The 20,480-nt window shown below is 45.1% G+C and carries 20 protein-coding genes, 4 tRNA genes and 1 pseudogene; 10 read left to right on the forward strand and 15 right to left on the reverse strand.

What is annotated here, in order from left to right:
* The first annotated feature begins 8 nt into the window (after positions 1 to 8).
* Complete coding sequence (locus ACRRSY_RS16205; RefSeq protein ID WP_432452213.1) at positions 9 to 179, forward strand: DUF2897 family protein; 171 nt, start codon at positions 9 to 11, stop codon at positions 177 to 179.
* A gap of 281 nt (positions 180 to 460) precedes the next feature.
* Here ACRRSY_RS16205 and bamC read toward each other — a convergent pair whose 3' ends face one another.
* Complete coding sequence (gene bamC / locus ACRRSY_RS16210; RefSeq protein WP_432452212.1) at positions 461 to 1,645, reverse strand: outer membrane protein assembly factor BamC; 1,185 nt, start codon at positions 1,643 to 1,645, stop codon at positions 461 to 463.
* 234 nt (positions 1,646 to 1,879) lie between these two features.
* On the opposite strand from bamC, the pseudogene ACRRSY_RS16215 reads away from it, so the two are divergent.
* Positions 1,880 to 2,041: pseudogene (locus ACRRSY_RS16215) on the forward strand (glycine cleavage system protein R); the annotation flags it as partial.
* Positions 2,042 to 2,428: 387 nt separating this feature from the next.
* The gene (gene bcp, locus ACRRSY_RS16220; RefSeq protein ID WP_432456155.1) at positions 2,429 to 2,893 is read left to right on the forward strand and encodes a thioredoxin-dependent thiol peroxidase; all 465 of its coding nucleotides are present in this window, start codon (positions 2,429 to 2,431) and stop codon (positions 2,891 to 2,893) included.
* A 272-nt stretch (positions 2,894 to 3,165) separates the two neighbouring features.
* Here the strand turns inward: bcp and ACRRSY_RS16225 are convergent, their stop codons facing one another.
* Together ACRRSY_RS16225 and ACRRSY_RS16230 are read right to left on the reverse strand one after the other, a co-directional pair.
* Positions 3,166 to 4,242: an AI-2E family transporter gene (locus ACRRSY_RS16225; RefSeq protein ID WP_432452211.1), complete on the reverse strand. Its 1,077-nt coding sequence runs from the start codon at positions 4,240 to 4,242 to the stop codon at positions 3,166 to 3,168.
* 10 nt (positions 4,243 to 4,252) lie between these two features.
* Positions 4,253 to 4,480, reverse strand: coding sequence for a sulfurtransferase TusA family protein (locus tag ACRRSY_RS16230; RefSeq protein ID WP_432452210.1), 228 nt, complete (start codon positions 4,478 to 4,480; stop codon positions 4,253 to 4,255).
* Positions 4,481 to 4,604: 124 nt separating this feature from the next.
* Between ACRRSY_RS16230 and ACRRSY_RS16235 the strand changes: the two genes are divergently transcribed.
* The 3 genes from ACRRSY_RS16235 to ACRRSY_RS16245 are packed head-to-tail and all read left to right on the forward strand — an operon-like array spanning position 4,605 to position 6,804.
* Complete coding sequence (locus ACRRSY_RS16235) at positions 4,605 to 6,044, forward strand: M48 family metalloprotease (RefSeq protein WP_432452209.1); 1,440 nt, start codon at positions 4,605 to 4,607, stop codon at positions 6,042 to 6,044.
* Between the two features lie 21 nt (positions 6,045 to 6,065).
* Complete coding sequence (arsC, locus tag ACRRSY_RS16240) at positions 6,066 to 6,416, forward strand: arsenate reductase (glutaredoxin) (protein WP_432463633.1); 351 nt, start codon at positions 6,066 to 6,068, stop codon at positions 6,414 to 6,416.
* Positions 6,409 to 6,804, forward strand: a complete 396-nt coding sequence (locus ACRRSY_RS16245; protein WP_432452207.1) for a DUF2069 domain-containing protein — start codon at positions 6,409 to 6,411, stop codon at positions 6,802 to 6,804. Before arsC ends, ACRRSY_RS16245 begins: the two co-directional genes overlap by 8 nt.
* Positions 6,805 to 7,080: 276 nt before the next feature.
* On the opposite strand, the gene ACRRSY_RS16250 is transcribed toward ACRRSY_RS16245, so the two are convergent.
* The 4 genes from ACRRSY_RS16250 to upp form a co-directional block, all read right to left on the reverse strand.
* On the reverse strand, positions 7,081 to 7,353 hold the full coding sequence (locus tag ACRRSY_RS16250) for a hypothetical protein (protein ID WP_432452206.1): 273 nt from the start codon (positions 7,351 to 7,353) through the stop codon (positions 7,081 to 7,083).
* Between the two features lie 398 nt (positions 7,354 to 7,751).
* Positions 7,752 to 8,456, reverse strand: coding sequence for a DnaA inactivator Hda (gene hda / locus ACRRSY_RS16255; protein WP_432452205.1), 705 nt, complete (start codon positions 8,454 to 8,456; stop codon positions 7,752 to 7,754).
* A 70-nt stretch (positions 8,457 to 8,526) separates the two neighbouring features.
* The gene (locus ACRRSY_RS16260; protein WP_432463634.1) at positions 8,527 to 9,522 is read right to left on the reverse strand and encodes a DUF2066 domain-containing protein; all 996 of its coding nucleotides are present in this window, start codon (positions 9,520 to 9,522) and stop codon (positions 8,527 to 8,529) included.
* A gap of 46 nt (positions 9,523 to 9,568) precedes the next feature.
* Positions 9,569 to 10,195 (reverse strand): uracil phosphoribosyltransferase, encoded by a 627-nt coding sequence (gene upp / locus ACRRSY_RS16265; RefSeq protein ID WP_432459852.1) that lies wholly within the window; start codon positions 10,193 to 10,195, stop codon positions 9,569 to 9,571.
* A gap of 171 nt (positions 10,196 to 10,366) precedes the next feature.
* Between upp and purM the strand changes: the two genes are divergently transcribed.
* Together purM and purN are read left to right on the forward strand one after the other, a co-directional pair.
* On the forward strand, positions 10,367 to 11,407 hold the full coding sequence (gene purM / locus ACRRSY_RS16270; protein WP_432463635.1) for a phosphoribosylformylglycinamidine cyclo-ligase: 1,041 nt from the start codon (positions 10,367 to 10,369) through the stop codon (positions 11,405 to 11,407).
* A gap of 8 nt (positions 11,408 to 11,415) precedes the next feature.
* Entirely contained in the window at positions 11,416 to 12,057 is a 642-nt protein-coding gene (gene purN, locus ACRRSY_RS16275) for a phosphoribosylglycinamide formyltransferase (RefSeq protein WP_432463636.1), read from the forward strand.
* Between the two features lie 23 nt (positions 12,058 to 12,080).
* Here purN and ACRRSY_RS16280 read toward each other — a convergent pair whose 3' ends face one another.
* Both ACRRSY_RS16280 and lpcA read right to left on the reverse strand, forming a co-directional pair.
* Positions 12,081 to 12,845, reverse strand: a complete 765-nt coding sequence (locus ACRRSY_RS16280) for a class II glutamine amidotransferase (RefSeq protein WP_432463638.1) — start codon at positions 12,843 to 12,845, stop codon at positions 12,081 to 12,083.
* 33 nt (positions 12,846 to 12,878) lie between these two features.
* Complete coding sequence (gene lpcA, locus ACRRSY_RS16285; protein ID WP_432463639.1) at positions 12,879 to 13,454, reverse strand: D-sedoheptulose 7-phosphate isomerase; 576 nt, start codon at positions 13,452 to 13,454, stop codon at positions 12,879 to 12,881.
* A 212-nt stretch (positions 13,455 to 13,666) separates the two neighbouring features.
* Here lpcA and fadE point away from each other — a divergent pair, with 212 nt between their 5' ends.
* Together fadE and ACRRSY_RS16295 are read left to right on the forward strand one after the other, a co-directional pair.
* On the forward strand, positions 13,667 to 16,138 hold the full coding sequence (gene fadE, locus ACRRSY_RS16290; RefSeq protein WP_432463640.1) for an acyl-CoA dehydrogenase FadE: 2,472 nt from the start codon (positions 13,667 to 13,669) through the stop codon (positions 16,136 to 16,138).
* Positions 16,139 to 16,259: 121 nt separating this feature from the next.
* Positions 16,260 to 17,786 (forward strand): DUF3369 domain-containing protein, encoded by a 1,527-nt coding sequence (locus tag ACRRSY_RS16295; RefSeq protein WP_432452197.1) that lies wholly within the window; start codon positions 16,260 to 16,262, stop codon positions 17,784 to 17,786.
* Positions 17,787 to 17,970: 184 nt separating this feature from the next.
* Here ACRRSY_RS16295 and ACRRSY_RS16300 read toward each other — a convergent pair.
* The 6 genes from ACRRSY_RS16300 to dnaQ form a co-directional block, all read right to left on the reverse strand.
* Positions 17,971 to 18,047: transfer RNA gene (locus tag ACRRSY_RS16300), tRNA-Asp, on the reverse strand.
* A gap of 39 nt (positions 18,048 to 18,086) precedes the next feature.
* Positions 18,087 to 18,163: transfer RNA gene (locus ACRRSY_RS16305), tRNA-Asp, on the reverse strand.
* Positions 18,164 to 18,186: 23 nt separating this feature from the next.
* Positions 18,187 to 18,263 (reverse strand) — tRNA-Asp (locus ACRRSY_RS16310).
* A 32-nt stretch (positions 18,264 to 18,295) separates the two neighbouring features.
* Positions 18,296 to 18,372 (reverse strand) — tRNA-Asp (locus tag ACRRSY_RS16315).
* Between the two features lie 125 nt (positions 18,373 to 18,497).
* Positions 18,498 to 19,748, reverse strand: coding sequence for a TIGR03503 family protein (locus ACRRSY_RS16320; RefSeq protein ID WP_432452196.1), 1,251 nt, complete (start codon positions 19,746 to 19,748; stop codon positions 18,498 to 18,500).
* A complete protein-coding gene (dnaQ, locus tag ACRRSY_RS16325; protein ID WP_432456154.1) occupies positions 19,745 to 20,476 on the reverse strand; it encodes a DNA polymerase III subunit epsilon in 732 nt (243 codons plus the stop codon). The genes ACRRSY_RS16320 and dnaQ overlap by 4 nt, the downstream gene beginning before the upstream one ends.
* Between the last annotated feature and the right edge of the window lie 4 nt (positions 20,477 to 20,480).

A 20,480-nucleotide genomic window follows, 5' to 3' on the forward strand; every position in this document is an offset into this window, starting at 1 on the left:
GAGATGCCATGAGTAGCGGATACGTGATCCTTATCATTGTCTTAGTATTAGGTTTTATTATCGGAAATTTAATGATGTTAAGGCATATAGGAAAATTTAATATTAGCGCTGAGTTGCGTAAAACTATTGAGCAAAACAATCTTAGGGCCGACCAGCAAGCGCAGGATGAAAAACAATAGTTAGCCGCTCCTCGATCAAGTATTTGCTCATATCAAACTGGATGAAAATAACGATTCCCTGTACATGCCTTGAAGCCCTTCAAGGTTCTCATGTCGCCTATTTCGCAGGCCGCTTCCCCGATTGCTGCCATCAGTAATTTCGATTGGCAATAATCGCTTTCTCATCAGCTTAAATTCAAGCCTAAAGCTCTGTTAACTGAATCTTTAAATACCATTCGTCGCAAGGCGCTAAGACTAAAAAGGCCCCATTTGGGGCCTTTTATTTGAAACATTCACAAGAACTAGTGCGATAAGCTATTCGTCGTATCCAGTCCCATTTTCATCAAAATCGCCAAATAAGGATACAACTTGCTCACTTCCCTAGGTTTAAGCACCTTACCCTCATCATCTGCTAAGGTGATTTGGGTAATATTATCATTAGAGCCAACAGTGAAAATATAATCTTTCTCTTCAAACTGCATCCCGGATAAACCATGTTTTTCCAAGAGCTCACTATCTGGACGCTTATAGGTAAGATACAAGCTACCCGAAGTCTCGATATAATCGGTAATCGTAAAACCAGCGATCGGCAGAACCATACGCAAACGCTTCATGGTTTTATCCATATTAGCCCGTGCCTTGTAGTAAGCCGTTCCACCATCATTAACCAATAACAAACTAACCGAAGGATCGTTTAAGCGTGCTTTTTCTGCCGCACTCATGCTAGCCAAACGCGCTTGTTCACGTTTCTCTGCCAACTGCGCTTCCAACTCTTCTCGACGATCATTCACATAGCCAATTAATCGGTTTAGCTCAATAATCTCTAAACGTCGTCGATCAAAACTATCCAGATCAACGACCACATCATTATCATTTCGGTATAGCTCTGCATCCACTAATTTAACTGTTAAACCAACGGTTCTTCCATGAGGCTTAACCTGTAGCTGATAACTAAATTTCTGCCGTTGCTCCACAGCCTTATCGCTGATGAAAAACCAGCCACTGTCGACCATTTCTCGGTCCACTAACCAATTTGACTCAACAATCCGCTGCTGTTCGTCTAAACGTGCAATCGATGACTGACGAAAACCAATATAGTCTCGAATCAGGTTTAGTACCGTTTGGCTGGTTTCTTCGGCAGATTGCGCGAGCAAGATATCAAACCAAAAAATTAAACCTGCATCGCTACTCTCTGTTCGGCTTCCCGCGATCAACGGAATCACCTGCATCGGTGACCGCACATCAACTCGTGATCCGAGTATCGGCTCACCTTTAGGCTGGGCATTGAGGATCACAAAATCTTTGCTTTGCTGTGGTGGAGAGACACCTTCAGGAATAAACAAAGGCTCGATCTGAGTCGCCTTCAAATAATCAAAATTACGCTCAGCTTGACGTAACTGCTCACCACCGCTTGAACACGCCACCAAGCTAGTCACGAGAGTCGCTGATAACACGATTTTTATCGCTGAAAAAGAAACTAGTTGCATATTCCACTACATCAACAAACTAATAATTTGACTGGTATTTGTCTTCGACAGGCGAAAACAATCCAGAGTAAGGGCGCTATACTACTTAGCCACTTTCATAAACACAAGATGAAAACTATCAGTGTTTGATAGAAACGGTGCATTTACAGCCCGCTATTTTTTTATCCGCTAGAAATCCCTTGTTTAAGCAAGTATCCTGAACTCATCTATCTAGCGATACAAACAAAATAGAATATGAGCCAATACCTTGTAGTCACCGCGGTGGGTACCAACCGCCCCGGCATCGTAAATCAACTTACTCAACTAGTATCAACTTGCGGTTGCAACATCGTGGATAGCCGAATGGCACTATTTGGCTCTGAATTTACCCTTATTATGTTAGTCTCGGGCACACATAATGCGATCATTCAAATCGAAACTCGACTGCCGGTCACCGCACAAGAATTACAGCTATTAAGTGTCTTAAAAAAAACTTCACGACATGAACGGATCAACTATTCACATGCGGCCATACTGCAGCTAACGTTGCCCGATGCCACTGGGGTAATTAGTCAAGTAACTCAGTTTATTAGCGATCATGATATGAATATGGTGAGCTTGAAGTCCAATCTATTTAGCCAGGCAGAAGTAGAAATGTTACACGCTTCTTTCGAGGTCAAGCTGAATCAGCAACACCAAACAGAAATCATTGAACAGCAATTTGCCAAACTTTGCCAAACACTCGGTAGTCACGATTTTAGCCTACAGTTTTTATCTAATGAAGCGAGACAAAAGGAATCAGCAATGAATACGCTTACCGCCGGCAATGCCGCACCACAATTCGATTTAGCCAACCAAGATGAAAAGCGGATCAAGCTCAGTGATTACGCAGGAAAAAAGGTGTTGGTGTATTTTTACCCTAAAGCCTTAACACCCGGTTGTACCACTCAAGCTTGTGGCTTAAGAGACAGTATTCAGCAATTATCCGATGCCAATACCGTGGTTTTTGGCATAAGCCCTGACCCAGTGAAACGTTTACCGAAGTTTATTGAAAAACACCAATTGAATTTTGATCTCTTGTCTGATGAAGATCATCAAGTTGCCGAACAGTTTGGTGTCTGGGGACTGAAGAAATTCATGGGAAAAGAATACGACGGCATCCACCGCATTAGCTTCTTGATCGACGAGCAAGGTATCATCGAACATGTATTTGACAAATTTAAAACCAAAGAGCACCACCAAGTTGTACTCGACTATTTAGCAGGCTAGTCAGATAAGACTCGCGTATATGGATTTTTGCCGACCCATTTAGGCTTTCGTCACCGCGAGTCATATTGATACCCAGCTAACTCATTATCTGTTGATCTTGCTGGCTTAAATCACCGCCTACAGCCTGATGTATCTTGTAATTAAAGCTTTCAGTCAAAGTTGTTTATCAATGCAGCGTTGCTCATGATTCATAGCGACTACATTTGATATGTTCAGCAATCCCTAAATCAAGCATAAACGATCACAGCAGCACCAGGAGAGAACGACCGCCGCTAGGATGAAGGCTGATCAACTTCAGCTTTTTCGGCATGTGGCCAAGCATTCATCACTGCTTTGACGAGAGTTGCTAACGGAATAGCAAAAAATACTCCCCAAAATCCCCACAGACCGCCAAACACTAATACCGCAACAATTATCGCTAAGGGATGCAAGTTAACGGCCTCTGAGAATAAAATCGGCACTAACACATTGCCATCTAATAGTTGAATGATGCCATAACCCAGAATCAAGTAGCCAAACTGAGGACTCACTCCCCATTGAAATAAACCGACCATCGCCACTGGTAAGGTAACCGCAAAAGCTCCGATAAATGGAATTAACACCGACAAACCAACTAAGACACTGAGCAAAGCTGAATACCGTAAATCCATTAGCGCAAATACAATATAACTCACACCGCCAACCACCAATATTTCAATGGCTTTACCACGAATATAATTAATCACCTGACCATTCATTTCCATCCAAACTTGTGCGAGCAAACGACGGTCATTCGGGAGAAAACGAGTCACGCTTCGCATTAACACTTGTTTATCACTCAACATAAAAAATACCATCAAAGGCACTAATACGCTGTACACCATCACAGTGGCCAGGTTGATGATCGATGAGACGGAAGATTGAAGTAACTGCTCACCGACCCCCATCAGACGGGTTCTGACATTATCCACGACAGCCTGCACTAATGCCCCATCAATAAACTCTGGATAACGCTCAGGAAGCGACTCCAACCAACGTTGACTGCTATTCAGCATCACCGGATACTCGGTCAACAGATTCATCCCTTGTCCCCAGACCGTCGGAAGCACACGTAATACAATAAAGGTCGCAATCAGAAAAAATACCAGTAGAACCAGCGACGTTGCGATCCCACGGCGAAAACCATGACTTGCTAAAAAACTCACCGGCCAATCTAATAAGTAAGCCAATACCAAGGCGATTAATAAAGGGGCGAGTAAATTACCAAAAAAGTAAAGCATGACAAAACCGATGACAAACACCAAGGCCATTGCCACAGCTTCCGGATCTGAAAACATCCGGTTATACCAAAGAGATATGACTTTAAACATAGTTACTGCGTTAATCCTTAAGCATATGAACGGTGATTGTGACACAAAACTGCTGGGAATTTTGCTCGATTTTAACCTCATGGCCTAAACCTTGAAAATACTTAGGAATATCCCGACATGACCCCGGATCGGCCAGCCATAACTTTAACTGCTCCCCCTGCTGCGCTTGCTTTAACCACAATTTACTTTGCAGCAGAGGAATTGGACAAATTTGATCTTCAAAGTTAAGACAACGCATGCATCTTACCCATAGCAACAATGAAATGATCATAGTTTATCATCAAGAATGGCATTTATAGCTTTTGAATAACAAACAAAATCAGAGTATTCTCGCCGATAAGAAAAATAGATAGTGGAAACTAATGATCCGTCTTTTGCAGCTTATTTTTGTCGGTATATTGTTTGTATATACGCCCTTCATATCTGCCAATAACCAATTGCCTGAAATAGGTACGGCTGGGGCGTCGGCATTATCCATCGACAAAGAGGTTATTTACGGCAAAGCCTACATGCGACTGATTCGAGCAAGTCACCGCATGACCAATGATCCTGTACTCTCAGAATATGTCAGCGAACTCGGAAATCACTTAGTCGCCAAAGCGGAGCAAGTTCGCACACCATTTCATTTTTTCTTAGTGACCGACAATGAAATCAACGCGGCTGCCTTTCTCGGCGGTTATGTGAAGATCCACACCGGCTTATTTCTATATGCCAATACCGAGAGTGAATTTGCCTCGGTGATTGCCCACGAGATCGCCCACGTTACCCAACGACATATTGCGCGTAGTATCGAAAACCAAGCCGCTGCGCAAAACCTAACCCTCGCAGGTATGTTAGGTTCAGTGCTATTAGGGATCGCGAATCCAGTTGCAGGTATAGCAGCGCTGCAGGCGTCGATGGCAGCCAACATCCAAAATTCGATTAACTATACTCGGGCAAACGAATTTGAAGCCGACCGTATCGGTTTACAAACCCTCGTCAGAGCGGGTTACGACCCCGCTGGCATGGGTAGTTTTTTCGGTAAACTTGCCGAAAAATATCGTTATGCTAGCAAACCACCACAAATGCTCATTACCCACCCCTTACCAGAAACTAGGGTGAGTGAGGCGCGTGCCAGAGCTAATCAATACCCACAGCACTTTATTGCGCCCTCATTAGCATTCCAGTTTGCCAAAGCCCGGATCATCGTCCGTCATGGTACTTTAGACGCTAAAGCCGCCTTAGACTATTATCAACAACAACTGCAACGTAAAGAATATCGTATCAAAGACGCGGCCTTATATGGTAAAGCACTTGCCCTATTTGGCTTAGGCCAATATCCGGAGTCTAAAACTATCATTGATGAGCTCGCCAAACGTCATCCCGATAACTTATTTATGATCGATACCCTGAGTGATATTGACCTCGCTCAACAACACTTCGAATCAGCGATTGCTCGTCTACAGAGTGCTCAATCTCGTTACCCCGATAATCAAGTCATCATATTAAATTTATCTCACGCCTATAGTGAAAAAGGCGAATTTACCAAGGCCGCTAAGCTGCTCGACCGTTATTTACGCCATCACCCAGATGATAGTTTGGCCTGGGGGGAGCTTAGCCGAGCACAAGGGCGGCTAAATAATTTACTGGAAAGCCATATCGCTCAAGCCGAGTATTTATCATTACATTCAGATTATCGACGTGCCATTGATGAATTGCATAGTGCCTATAACTTAACGAAAAATCAGCTCGAGCTGGCACGGATTGAGGCGAGAATCAAACAGTTTGAAGCTGCTGAAAAACAATTAGAAGAACTGAACTAATCTGAGGTTTAAGGAAATACCATGTCTGAAATAAAAATACTGCATAACCCGCGTTGCTCGAAGAGCCGCCAAACACTACAACTGCTTCGCGACCAAGGCATTGAGCCAGAAATTATCTTGTACTTAGAGACGCCTCCCAGCGAACAGCAACTAGACCTTATTTTAAACATGCTGAGCATTGAGCCTCGCCAATTGATGCGTACTAAAGACGAGCTATATAAACAACTTAACTTAGCAGACGAGTCTCTCAATAGAGCACAATTGATTTCCGCAATGCACGCCAACCCTAAATTGATTGAACGCCCCATCGTCATCAATCAACAGCAGGCACGGATCGGTCGACCTCCTCAACAGGTATTAGAGATTGTCTAGATTCACCAGTCCACAACTGCTATTACTGGCCAAAACCAGTTACCTTGGTCTACTCGCCTGGGTCTGTTTATGGCACCTATGGTTGTCACCGCCAGTAGACATCAGTATCGGTTTAATGCTGCTATTCTGGGTACTTCCCCTACTTTTCCCCTTAAGAGGGATTTTGGCTGGCAAACCCTACACCTATGCTTGGAGCTGCTTTGTATTGCTGTTATATGTGTTGCACAGCACCACACTTTTAGCCACCTCAAACAACGAACGCGGCATGGCTGCTGTCGAGTTGCTATTGGTACTCACCGCCTTTATTTCTAGCCTTAGCTACGCCAAACAACGCGGCAAAGAACTTGGTATCGGTTTAAAGAAACTCAAAGATAAATCACCCGATTGATTAATGAGGCCCATGGCAAGTGATGTGATAGGTGGCTTACCTATACTCGATAAAAAGTTCGGGAATAATGGTAGCAAATGTAGGCCGAAAGGAGGAGTAGCTAGATAAAATCCAGCCTATCTTGAGCAAGCAAAACCATAATTCACAAACCACGAATAGCAACTCCCCCCCGATTTAAGCATTATTCGCCTGTTGGGGAGCGTGTATCGCAAGTAACACATAAGTTTTAATAGATTGGAAAGCCAAGCAATCTTGATTGTGCTTGGCTTTTACGACTCAGAAATCAAGACGTTGAATATGCGTGATCCCTACATGACCTTGTAAGTCACTAAACATATGAACCATGGCAGGGTAAGGTTGTGCACCAGGATAAACAACTTCAGCATTACAGAAAAATGCATAATTACAACCTGCAACCACCTGAGTCGCAACCACCAGAGGTTTATAACTCACACCAACAAACCCTTCCATCCCATGCACAAATACTTGGTTATCTTCGTCTGATAGTTCATGAAAAGGACTCCAACCACCCGCGAGTTGATTAGCCATATCAGTTTCCTTTTTCTTAAGCACTCTTTATTGAGCAAATTAACTATAGTTAATTTTATGGTTTGTGCAAATATTCAAACAAAAGACACTACAAATCAGCTGCTGACAGACACACGACCAGAAGAGCAAACCAGACATGGCTCATTCACTGTTAGCATTCGGTCATATGGCGTAAATTATCTGGCAGCATTTGCTACAGAACTGCGTATTACCGAACAAATGGAAATCAATGGGTAGCAAAAGCTAGAGAAATTGGGATTTGTTCAATGTAGTGACTTGAACGCCCGTCCCATGGCTCTAAGAAACGGTTGCTCTCGAAGACGCTTGATTCACGCGATTTGAAATAAAAGTTTCCTCAAAGCTTAAGCGAATTAAGCCACACAGAAGCCCTCTATCTGCTAAATGTCGAGAATTTCCTTCACAAAAGGAACTGTAAGTTTGCGTTGCGCGGTGATCGAAGCTTGATCTAATACATCAAGTTTCTTCAATAAGGTCGGCATGTCTCTCGACAAACGTTTAAGTAAAAAACGAGCTACCTCTAAGGGCATTTTCAAACCGCGTAATTCAGCACGTAACTGCAAGGCGCTCAGTTTCTGCTCATCATCAAGCTCATGCAGTTTATAAGTGACCCCCCAATTTAAACGGGATTGCAGATCAGCTAAAGCAAAAGAGAGTTGTGGCGCAGGTGCGTTAGCGGTCACAATTAGCCGAGTCGTTGAGGCTAACTCTTTACGACGATTGTAAAAATCGAAAATTGCTTCTTCCCATGCCTGAATACCGACAATGGCATCGATATTATCTAAACACACCAAAGCCATGGTTTCCAAACCTTCAAGCATTTGCGGTGACATCGCTGCATGTAAATCTAGCGGCAAATAAGCGCTTGCGGCCCCCATATCAGCCATCTCAGTACAACTGGCATGCAGCAGGTGGGTTCGACCAGAGCCTTCCGCGCCCCACAAATACAACATTCTCTCCCCCTTATCTAAGGCAAGATTACGTAAGGCACTCAACAACTGCTGATTATCTCCCGGGTAAAAACTCACCAAGGTTTCATCATCAGGTAAATGCACAGGAAGTGATAATTGTGGGGAAAAACTCAAAGTAACAAATCAAAGCCGATACAAAACTTGCGTCATTGTATCAGCTAGGCCTTAAGATTAGAAATTTTTGCTATTGGAAATAGTATAGCTTATCGCGAATATCATCGACTTGTAGGCGCGGGGAGATATCTAGGGACGATTTTAAATCCTGCCAAGGACTTAATAACTGAACCCGAAAAGTAAAGGTATCATGGTTAACTTGTTCCAGAGTGACACTTGCCACACTAGGCTGCTGATTCAAAAAACGTTCTAAATCCACATATTTATTCATGCCGGTAATATTAGCAAAGCTGAGTACGATAGCTTCATCGGTGCTTTCACCCAACGCCACCCCAAAACGCTCCGCCAAGCTAGCGCTTACCGCGTCCATGGCCGCGGCAGCGACTTCCTCAAGAGGTGCTTGCACCTGACCGCTAGCTAACTGAACTTGGTTAGCACTATCGAGTAAACGCCACTGTATCTGCCAATTCTGTCCTTGTGGATATTGGCGAAAGCTCAAGATGAGAGGCGTATTATATCGAGCACTAGCGGTGTATAGAGGGCCATCGAAGCCCCCCCAAACATCATTGACGCTAAGAGCCATACTATCGCTCAAATCCATCACTGGTAGGCGGATCGGTAAGGCTAATAACTGCGCCTGCTGTCGCCCATGCACAAACCAACTTTGCTCAGCACTATCGGCCATCAATTGGCGATTGAAATTTTGCTCAGACGCATACCACAATAGAATATCAGGCCGTTGCTTCCCCCAAAGACGTAGCTGGGCTTGGGTCAATAATTGATTCACTTTGGCTTCGTTAAATAGCACAGATATGTGCTGTTCAGCAAAACTAAACTGCTGAATATATGGAGTTATATTCTTCTTAGCCTTCACCACCAAGGGATTGGAATGACTCGCCGAATCCCCCGTTAAACGCCGTAATAATAATTCAAAAGCTTGCTGTTGATCTTGCTTATTATCGCCACTGGCGACAGCTTCAACCCGGTATAAGTCGTTTTGTTGGGACGCTTCAACCGGCAAAAATACCAAGGCCAAACTCAATACCAACCAGCACTGTTTTATCACTACGTTCTCCCAGAGAAACTCATCAACGATCCTGACCCGCTACCGTTTATTTAGTACCGAAGATCTTATCACCCGCATCGCCTAATCCCGGAAGGATATAACCATGCTCATTTAATTTTTCATCAATCGATGCAGTATACAAGACCAAATCAGGATGTGCAGCTTCCAAGGCTTTTAAACCTTCTGGTGCAGCGACCAATACTAATACCACAATATTCTTACAGCCTTGTTCTTTGAGCAGATCGATGGTCGCGATCATCGATCCACCAGTCGCTAGCATCGGATCAACAACAATGGCTAAACGCTCTTCTATTTGCCCCACCAATTTATGGAAATACGGCACAGGCTCTAAAGTTTCTTCGTTCCGATAAATCCCTACCACACTGGTTTTTGCTGAAGGCATATGCTCTAACACACCATCCATCATGCCAAGTCCAGCGCGCAAAATGGGGACCACTGTGGCTTTTTTACCTTTAATTTGCTCAATGGCCACCGGACCATTCCAACCATTAATGGTGACCTCTTCCAACTCCAAATTAGCCGTTGCTTCATAAGTGAGCAAAGTAGAGACTTCACGCGCTAACTCACGAAAACGCTTAGTACTAATATCGGCTTCGCGCATTAAGCCAATTTTATGACGAACCAGTGGGTGCTTTACTTCAACAACTTTCATGTTTATTCCTATAATTTAGCGAATTGTGAGCCGCCAGTGTAAACCAAGCTCAATCAAGATATGTTAGCAAATATCAACAAAATGTTTTAGTTCTCGTTTACTACTGTTCCAGCGCAGCTAACACTGCTAAAATGTCGCCAAATTTTTCTCAGTTCGCTGCAAGGTAATCCTGTGACCAAACAAAACACCCCTCTGAGCTATAAAGATGCTGGCGTTGATATCGAAGCTGGTAATGCATTAGTTGAACGAATCAAGAGCGTGAGTAAACGCACCCAACGTCCGGAAGTGATGGGCGGACTCGGAGGCTTTGGTGCCTTATGTCAATTACCTTCCGGTTACAATGAACCGGTATTGGTTGCAGGCACCGATGGTGTAGGTACTAAACTTCGTCTTGCTTTAGACTTAGAAAAACACGATACCGTCGGGATTGATTTAGTCGCCATGTGTGTCAACGACCTAATTGTTCAAGGGGCTGAGCCACTATTCTTCTTAGATTACTATGCCACTGGCAAGCTCGATGTCGATACCGCTGCCGACGTAGTGAAAGGGATCGGTCATGGTTGTGAGTTATCCGGTTGCGCTCTAATCGGTGGTGAAACCGCGGAAATGCCTGGCATGTATCACGGTGACGACTACGACATCGCAGGCTTCTGTGTTGGTGTTGTAGAAAAAGCCGAAATCATTGATGGGACTAAAGTGGCTGCCGGGGATGCGCTGATTGCACTCGCCTCAAGCGGCCCTCACTCAAACGGCTATTCATTGATTCGTAAAATTCTTGAAGTCTCGAATGCCGATCCGAAGCAAATGTTAGGTGAGAAAACGTTGGGTGAAGCGCTGTTAACCCCAACCAAAATCTACGTGAAGTCGGTACTTGCCTTGCTCAAGCAATGTGAAGTACATGCCCTATCGCATATCACTGGTGGTGGCTTCTGGGAAAATATTCCTCGGGTATTACCTGCAGGTGCAAAAGCTGTGGTAGATGAGAATAGCTGGCAGTGGCCTGAAGTATTCAACTGGCTGCAAGAACACGGTAACGTTGCTCGTGAAGAAATGTACCGCACCTTTAACTGTGGGGTTGGCATGGTGATTGCGCTTCCTGAAGCAGAAGTAGAGGCGGCCTTAGCTCTGTTAGCAGAACACGGCGAGAGCGCTTGGAAAATTGGTCACATTGAAGATGTAGCCACTGACGAGAATCAAGTCGAGTTCAAATAGGACACATAATGGCTGGCAACATTGTTGTATTAATTTCAGGTTCAGGGACTAACCTGCAAGCCATTATCGATGCCTGTAATGAGGGGCGTGTCAACGCCTCCATTTGCACAGTAATAAGCAATAAAGCGGAAGCTTATGGCTTAGAACGAGCAGCGCAAGCAGGCATTCATACGGTGGTACTCGACCCCAAACCGTATACTGATCGCGAAACTTATGATCAAGCCTTAGGCGATATCATTGAACAGCAGCAAGCTGATCTGATCGTAATGGCTGGCTTTATGCGGATCTTAAGTGAACCATTTGTGCAGCGTTTTAGCGGAAAAATGCTGAATATTCACCCTTCGTTATTGCCAAAATATCAAGGTTTACATACTCATCAACGCGCTATCGATGCTGGCGATCAAGAACACGGTTGCAGCGTCCACTTTGTGACGCCGGAATTAGATGGCGGACCGGTGATCTTACAAGCCAAGGTGCCAGTATTTAGCGAAGACAATGCCAATCAACTTGCTGCCAGAGTGCAAGTTCAGGAGCATGCCATCTATCCGGTGGTGGTGAACTGGTTTGTGGAACAACGACTGCTGATGCAACAAGGTAAAGCGGTACTCGACGGTCATATCCTACCAAGTGGTGGTTACGCCAATAATTAAAAAAGCGCCAACTAGGCGCTTTTTTATTGCACTTCGCCTTCCTTAAACAACACATACTCACCAATGGCGATTTTTTGCCACTGTTCATTATTGGTTAAAGGTTGAGTCGCAATCATCGTGACCACATCATTGGGTGTGGTTTCTTTACAAAAATCGATGGTGACATCGGCATCGGCTAATTGTGCTTCACCAAAGGGGGCTCGACGAGTAATCCAGTGTAAGTTCGTGGAACAATAAGCCATCACATATTCACCATTGCTCAGTAACATGTTAAACACGCCCCGCGACCTGAATTGCTCCGCCAAGCTTGCCACAAACTTAAACATGGCGTGCATATTGTTGGGTTTACGCGGGTATTTCAGGCGTAATTGCTCTAATAACCAACAAAAAGCATGTTCGCTATCGGTGGCCCCTACCGGGCGAAAAAAACCGGTGTCGAGCTGTTTATAGCCTTTTAGCTGGCCGTTATGCGCGTAGGTCCAATTTTGTCCCCACAATTCTCGGGTAAAAGGGTGGGTATTCTCCAAAGAAACACACCCCCGGTTGGCTTGGCGAATATGGCCAATCACCGCCTTACTCTTAATCGGAAAAGCCTGCACTAACTCAGCTATTTTAGACTCACTGCTTGGGGCTGGGTCTTTAAAACTACGACAGCCCTTGCCTTCGTAGAAGGTAATCCCCCAGCCATCCACATGCGGGCCAGTCACCCCACCACGCTGCACTAATCCAGTAAAAGAAAAACAAATGTCGGTGGGTACATTTGCACTCATTCCCAATAACTCACACATATTACCGCTCGCTCAATACGCTATTTGAATGGCTTATTGAGCCATATGCTTTTCAATTAATTGGATCAAAATGTGGATCACTTTAATATGAATTTCTTGGATACGATCAGCAAAACCAAAATGTGGTACCCGAATTTCAATATCCGCTTGACCAGCCATTTTCCCGCCATCTTTACCCGATAGAATAATCACCTTCATTCCTTTCGCTTTGGCCGCTTCAATTGCTTTAATAATATTACCTGAATTACCACTGGTACTAATCCCAAACAACACATCGCCCTTCTGGCCCAAGCCCTCGATATAACGCGAGAAAACAAATTCATAGCCGTAATCGTTACTCACACAAGAGAGGTGACTGGGATCAGAAATCGCGATCGCAGGCAACGCAGGACGATTTTCACGGTAACGACCCGTGAGTTCTTCAGCAAAGTGCATGGCATCGCAATGCGAGCCACCATTGCCACAGGCAAGCACCTTACCTTGCAGCTTAAAGCTATCCGCAAGTAGCTGAGCCGCATTATCGATGGCGTCAATATTATTTTGATCCGTGATAAAAGCATTCAACACGTTTGCGGCTTCTTGTAACTCTTCAACTATCAGACTTTTCATTAAAACTATCTCATTTTATGCAAGCTATCAGGCTGACACTATAACGTTTTTTAATAGGATATTCAGCGCTCAAAACAAGCCTAATGCTCATTTTGTTAAACAGATATTACGCCACCAACATGTTGAGCAAATGTAAATTACTTGCGATCTTTTAACCTTTGAGTTACAAATAGCAAGAGGTCAGACCTCTTAACGAGACCAAGGAGATATTCATGCTAAGTTATTCACCGCTATTTGCCATCGTCGGTATTGGCCTACTCATCTGTGGGCTAGCCTACTTTAGGGCTTCGTTATTAGCCTTTAGCCTCGCCGTTACTGCCGCTTTAGTGGCTTACAGCGCCATCACACCATTAAGTGAAATCTTTTGGCTCGGCTTTTTAGTTGTGGTCGGAGGGATTAATTTTAAACCTTTAAGGCAACAGCTCATTTCCAAACCACTATTTAAAATCTTTAAAAAGATCATGCCAGAGATGTCACGAACAGAGAAAGAAGCAATTGATGCGGGCAGCACCTGGTGGGAAGGTGAATTATTTCGTGGGGATCCGAATTGGAAAGTGCTACACAGTTACCCCGCACCGCGTCTCAGCCCGGAAGAACAGGCTTTTATCGACGGTCCTGTAGAGCAGGTCTGCGCCATGACCAATGATTGGCAAATCACTCACGAACTCGCTGACTTACCTCCGGAAATTTGGGACTTTCTTAAAACCCATAAATTCTTCGCGATGATCATCAAGAAACAATATGGTGGCCTCGAATTTTCAGCCTACGCACAGTCCTGTGTATTACAAAAACTAGCCAGTATCTCTGCCGTACTATCAAGTACCGTCGGAGTCCCCAACTCCTTAGGTCCCGGTGAATTGCTACAACACTATGGCACCAAACAACAGCAAGACTATTACTTGCCACGCTTAGCCGAAGGGAAAGAAATTCCTTGTTTTGCACTCACCAGTCCAGAAGCGGGGTCCGACGCGGGCTCAATCCCCGACTCAGGCATTGTATGCATGGGTGACTGGCAAGGTGAACAAGTACTGGGGATGCAACTTACCTGGAATAAACGCTATATCACCCTCGCGCCTGTAGCAACCATTCTTGGGCTGGCTTTCAAACTCTCGGATCCCGAGGGATTACTGGGCGATCAAAAAGAGCTTGGGATTACCTGCGCACTAATCCCCACCGATATTGAAGGCGTTGAGGTCGGTCGTCGCCATTTCCCGCTGAATATCCCTTTTATGAATGGCCCTACAACCGCTAACCAACTATTTGTTCCTATCGATTACATTATCGGCGGCCAAGCCATGGCTGGCCAAGGTTGGCGAATGCTGGTCGAGTGCCTATCGGTCGGTCGCGGCATCACCCTGCCCTCAAGTGCAACTGGCAGTATTAAAAATGCAGCTTTAGCGACTGGCGCCTATGCCCGTATACGTCGCCAATTTAAACTGCCCATTGGTAAGATGGAAGGGATTGAAGAGCCATTGGCTCGTCTCGCCGGTAACGCTTATATGATGGGCGCGGCATCGGATCTAACCGTGACTGCCATCGATTTAGGTGAAAAACCCTCGGTGGTATCAGCTATCGTTAAATACCATTTAACCCATCGAGGACAACGCGCCAGCATCGATGCCATGGATATCGTCGGCGGCAAGGGGATTTGCCTTGGGCCAAAAAACTTCCTCGCCCGAGCTTATCAAGGTGCACCGATTGCCATTACCGTTGAAGGTGCGAATATCCTCACCCGCAGTATGATTATCTATGGACAAGGGGCCATTCGTTGCCACCCCTATGTGCTCGCTGAAATGGAAGCAGCGCAGCATCCAGACTTTCATCAAGGCCTTCAACAGTTCGATAGCGCCTTATTCAGTCACTTAGGTTTTGCAGTGAGTAACTTTATCCGTAGTTTTTGGTTTGGTCTGAGTGGAAATACGCTGCTAAAAGCGCCCTATTCCGATCAAACAGCAATCTACTATAAACAACTGACTCGCTTTAGTAGCAACTTAGCCTTGCTCTCTGATGTGGCCATGGGCACCCTCGGCGGAAGTCTGAAACGAAAAGAACGTGTTTCTGCACGCTTAGGCGACATTCTTAGTCAGCTTTATCTTTGTTCAGCAACACTGAAGCGCTATGCTGACGATGGCCGAAAACAAGAAGATCTCCCCCTGCTACACTGGAGCATGCAAGAAGCTTTATTCCAGTTACAAACCGCTCTAGATGAACTACTTCGCAACTTCCCAAACAAATGGGTAGGCAAATTCATGCGACTCGTGGTGTTCCCGCTAGGCAAGCCATTACATGCGCCTAGCGACCAGTTGGATCATCAACTAGCCCAGATGTTACAACAACCAAGTGAAACCCGAGAGCGACTTGGTCAAGGTCGATTTGCCAGTCGAGTCGCTGGTAATGTTTATGGCGAATTAGAACAAACCTTAGAAGACATGCTCGCCTGTGAAAGCCTGCATGACAAAATTTGCAAGGCGATCGGTGAAAAGCGTCCGTTCACCCAGCTCGACAAACTTGCCCTTGAAGGCCTCACGCTAGAAGTCATCACTCAAGCTGAAGCCGAATTAATGCGGCGCACCGAGCAAGGCCGTTTAAACGCAATTAACGTCGATGATTTTGCGCATCAACAATTAGAGAACAGCACCCAGCCTGCACAAGACCAAAGGTCTAGATTAGGGTCGGTCGCTTAAATGGCAAACTCAAACCAAAGCGAGCCTAGCTCGCTTTTTTTATATCGATAAAATCAATCATTAAATTGAATTTACGCCGAGAATATCCTTTACTTAATCAAAAGTATAAGTTTGGATTGTAATGGAAGATGACTTCTTTGTTTTAGCTGACAGTGCTCCTGATGATATTATTCCACGGGCCCAATGGAAGCTATTGGTGGTAGATGATGAGCCCGAAGTTCATCACATTACCACGATGGCCTTGTCTCAGTTTATTTTCGATAATAAAACCCTTCACTTCTTACATGCCAACTCAGCAAAAGAAGCCAAAGAAGTTTTCAATGCTCATTCCGATATCGCTTTAGTTCTACTCGATGTGGTCATGGAAACCGACGATGCAGGCTTACGCTTAGTCCACTACATTCGCCAACAGTTAAACAATAAGAGCGTCCGTATTGTGTTACGAACCGGGCAGCCAGGGCAAGCGCCAGAAGATGAAGTGGTAGAAAACTATGACATCAATGACTATAAAGATAAAACCGAGTTAACCTCACAAAAGCTGCGCACCCTGATCCGCGCCAGCTTACGCTCATATCGAGATATATGCGCCTTAGAAAGACATAAGTTAGGCCTAGAAAAAGTCGTTAAGGCCTCCCGCGGCATATTTGAAAAACACGCGCTTTTCGCCTTTGTTGAAGGTGCTCTCGAACAATTATCCGCCATCCTAAATATTGAAGATAGCTGTATCTACCAAGTGGAACAGTTTGCTTATCAAGTACATTCAACCCAGCTACAACTCCTAGCTTATCAAGGCAAGCACCGCCCTCAAGTTGAGAACTTGTCAATTAATGATTTTTCGGATCCCCCACAACGACTCCTAAAACAAGCCATTGAAAGCAAACTCAACGTTTTTGAAGATCAAGCGTTGGTCATTTACTGTGAAAACTCAGCCAATAGCTTATTGTTCTTAATCACCCGTAATCAGGCTTTCAATGAGGATGAACAGCATTTCATTAACTTGCTAAGTGACAATATCATCGCAGCGTTAGAAAACATTCGACTCAATGAACTCATTAGCAGCAATCAAAAAGAAGTTCTTTATCGGCTCGGTGAGATTGTCGAAACACGCTCGAGGGAGTCAGGTAAGCATGTGCGTCGAGTCGCTCTATATACAGCTTTATTGGCCCAACAAATTGGCTTACCACCAGAGAAAGTCGATCAACTTAAATTGGCCTCGCCACTACACGATGTAGGAAAAGTCGCCATTCCCGATGCTATCTTACACAAACCTGGAAAGCTGAACTCAGAAGAATGGGAACAGATGAAGACTCATGCGCTTATTGGTAAGAAGATGCTCAGTGGCTCTAGTATTGAAATTATGCGACTAGCCGCAGAGATTGCTGGCGCCCATCATGAGTACTGGGATGGTAGTGGCTACCCAGAGGGTTTAAAAGGAGAACAAATACCTCTCTGTGGCCGTTTAACAGCATTGGCAGATGTATTTGATGCACTGGGAAGCGTTCGCTGTTATAAGCAGCGCTGGGAAGATGAAGAAATCATTGACTATCTACAACAACAAAGCGGGCGGCAATTTGAACCACGGCTAATCGGTGTATTACTCGATAATTTCGAAAAATTTCAAGCGATCCGCGACAAATATCAAGACTAGTGCTCAAGTTTTGTAAGCCTTATTTCACGATCAAATAATTCGTTTAAACCAAGGCTAATAAATCAAGCTACAGGATTGATGGCGCTCATCGATGATTGTGATGACAGCACGATCCACAATCTGAGCATGCACTGAAATAACAGACACAAAAAAACCTCATCTAGATGAGGCTCTTGTTTAGTAGTGGCGGAGTGGACGGGACTCGAACCCGCGACCCCCGGCGTGACAGGCCGGTATTCTAACCAACTGAACTACCACTCCGCATATACTAAAAGTCACATGGTATTACTCATTCAATGCTGGCGGAGTGGACGGGACTCGAACCCGCGACCCCCGGCGTGACAGGCCGGTATTCTAACCAACTGAACTACCACTCCTACGCATTAAATTGTTTCGTCGTTGGCGGAGTGGACGGGACTCGAACCCGCGACCCCCGGCGTGACAGGCCGGTATTCTAACCAACTGAACTACCACTCCGCAACATCGAAACATGCACACAGAAACAGACTTGGCGGAGTGGACGGGACTCGAACCCGCGACCCCCGGCGTGACAGGCCGGTATTCTAACCAACTGAACTACCACTCCGCAGAACCATCTCGTCTGGTGCGGCGCAGATAATACGGTTATGGCTATGGTGAGTCAACAAAGAATTGTCTTATTTCTTTAAAAACCCACTTAAGCGCCGATGTTTTAGCCAATGCACTCAAAAATCACTCAGAAGGTATCTTTAAATCACTTGAGTCTTCCATTTTAGGCTCTACTTCGGGTGTTGCTGGCGGCGCATCTCGCGCTTGTTTTAAGGCTGCAGCAAATGCCTTACGTTTACGCCACCAAATCACCAGGAAGATGACCCCTGCGAAAAGTGCAAAACCTAATATACCTAACAAGATAATCAACCACAAAGGCGTTGGTGGTTCAGGAATCACTACTTTTTCAACCACTGGCGGTGGCGGCGGTGGCGGCGGTGGCAAAATTACAAAATCTTCTTCCGGTAACTCAATCACCAGTTCCCGGTTTTGTAAAGTCGTTGCCAACAAAGTTCCACTGACTCGATAACGGCCCTGCGACGCAGGGGTCGGTAAATCGATGGTGAATTCGTGAGTATCGGCATAAGCCTGAAAGTCTTGCTGCCAACCAACGTTATTAAATACCTTTCCTGTAATCACCACAGTTTCTGGTCTCAGTTCATCGGCATCTATCACTAAGGCCATACGAGCCTGACGCTGCTCATCTTTAGGTGAAAGGACTCGAATCGCTACCGGGTTTGGATAAATCAACACTGATGTGGATTGGGCTCGAGTAAAAATTTGGTTTAAAGTACTGACGATCATTTGGTATTTGCCAGGCTGGGTATCTAAACTCACATAAGTCGTAAATACGCCATCATTGGCAACCTCATCATAGTTTTTACCATCATCGGCAAACTTACCCAAACTTTCCTGCCTAACCTGTAGGGTTTGATCATCCAATAGCTGTTCATGGCTTAAAGCCACATCAAGGATCGCATCTTTAAGCATCACCCCCAAATCGATCCGCTCTCCTTTATTCATTAAGCGAGAACGGATCCGTAAACGTTCACCGCGATAAAGCTGATGAGGAATGGGGTCAGTCACCATCTCTACATCACTGAGAATACGAACTCGGTTACGGCCTTTATTTTCAGCTACTGCCTGCCATGGCCCGCGCATTGGCTTTTCGATGGTGACAATGTCTAACTCATCGGTTTCTAACCAGCTCACATTGCTCGGTAATTGCCAAGCGTAAATTTTACTACCATCGGGCCGGACCAAGATCGCCGCAGGTGAGCCTGGTGAGCGATAAAGCAAAAAGGTCACCTTATCGATGCTTTCATCGAGCCGAAAACGATTATCGATTAACGGAATATCTCGATTCTCAAAAATCGTACTCGCCTGTAAGGGTAAAACTAGCCAAAGCAATAACCACAAAAATTTTTTTATCATTGAGATGAGTCGCGCCAGCGGCACTGACCTCCTTTCTTTTCGACTAAGTCTAATCGTTGTTGGTGACTCTGCAGCTCTTGTTCAGTCGCGAATACAACTTTTAAGGGCGTGCGCTCTGCGCTAATGGGCCTCACGCCCAAACCATCACCGCTCCCCTTTTGTTTCAAGTTCAGCTTATTTTGCCCACCGGTCATCTTTAAGAAGACATCGGCTAACAATTCCGCATCCAGTAAAGCGCCGTGATAAGTTCGTGACGAGCGATCGACCCCATAGTAATCACTCAAGGAATCCAAGTTCTTTCGTGATGGAAGTGGCTTATTGCCAGCTAACTGGATCTCACGTTTATTGTATTCTCCACGACGAGCCACCAACAATGAATCGGTGATAGTACAAATATCGGCACAATTTGGCAGCGCTTTAATCAAGCCTCGAGACATCATGGAAAACTCATGATCAAGGAAGCTTATATCGAAGTTTGCGTTGTGCGCCACCAACTCAGCACCGCGAATAAATTCAATAAAATCTGCAGCGATCTCGCGAAACAAAGGCTTATCGGCAACAAACTCATCAGTGATGCCGTGAACCTGAATCGCTTCAGGATCGATCAGCTGCTCAGGATTGATATAAACATGGAATGTATTTCCGGTAAATTTTCGGTCAATCACTTCCACACAACCAATTTCAATCACTCGATGGCCCTGATAAATAGGACCGCCACTATCATTCATCCCA

It is taken from the genome of Agarivorans sp. QJM3NY_33, from assembly GCF_050870865.2.
Classification (GTDB): domain Bacteria; phylum Pseudomonadota; class Gammaproteobacteria; order Enterobacterales; family Celerinatantimonadaceae; genus Agarivorans.

Bases quoted from the DNA above. Each gene is read 5' to 3' on its own strand.
- ACRRSY_RS16205 (WP_432452213.1), top strand. From the start codon at position 9: ATGAGTAGCGGATACGTGATCCTTATCATTGTCTTAGTATTAGGTTTT.
- bamC (WP_432452212.1), bottom strand. From the start codon at position 1,645: ATGCAACTAGTTTCTTTTTCAGCGATAAAAATCGTGTTATCAGCGACT.
- bcp (WP_432456155.1), top strand. From the start codon at position 2,429: ATGAATACGCTTACCGCCGGCAATGCCGCACCACAATTCGATTTAGCC.
- ACRRSY_RS16225 (WP_432452211.1), bottom strand. From the start codon at position 4,242: ATGTTTAAAGTCATATCTCTTTGGTATAACCGGATGTTTTCAGATCCG.
- ACRRSY_RS16230 (WP_432452210.1), bottom strand. From the start codon at position 4,480: ATGCGTTGTCTTAACTTTGAAGATCAAATTTGTCCAATTCCTCTGCTG.
- ACRRSY_RS16235 (WP_432452209.1), top strand. From the start codon at position 4,605: ATGATCCGTCTTTTGCAGCTTATTTTTGTCGGTATATTGTTTGTATAT.
- arsC (WP_432463633.1), top strand. From the start codon at position 6,066: ATGTCTGAAATAAAAATACTGCATAACCCGCGTTGCTCGAAGAGCCGC.
- ACRRSY_RS16250 (WP_432452206.1), bottom strand. From the start codon at position 7,353: ATGGCTAATCAACTCGCGGGTGGTTGGAGTCCTTTTCATGAACTATCA.
- upp (WP_432459852.1), bottom strand. From the start codon at position 10,195: ATGAAAGTTGTTGAAGTAAAGCACCCACTGGTTCGTCATAAAATTGGC.
- purN (WP_432463636.1), top strand. From the start codon at position 11,416: ATGGCTGGCAACATTGTTGTATTAATTTCAGGTTCAGGGACTAACCTG.
- ACRRSY_RS16280 (WP_432463638.1), bottom strand. From the start codon at position 12,845: ATGTGTGAGTTATTGGGAATGAGTGCAAATGTACCCACCGACATTTGT.
- lpcA (WP_432463639.1), bottom strand. From the start codon at position 13,454: ATGAAAAGTCTGATAGTTGAAGAGTTACAAGAAGCCGCAAACGTGTTG.
- fadE (WP_432463640.1), top strand. From the start codon at position 13,667: ATGCTAAGTTATTCACCGCTATTTGCCATCGTCGGTATTGGCCTACTC.
- ACRRSY_RS16295 (WP_432452197.1), top strand. From the start codon at position 16,260: ATGGAAGATGACTTCTTTGTTTTAGCTGACAGTGCTCCTGATGATATT.
- ACRRSY_RS16320 (WP_432452196.1), bottom strand. From the start codon at position 19,748: ATGATAAAAAAATTTTTGTGGTTATTGCTTTGGCTAGTTTTACCCTTA.
- dnaQ (WP_432456154.1), bottom strand. From the start codon at position 20,476: ATGAATGATAGTGGCGGTCCTATTTATCAGGGCCATCGAGTGATTGAA.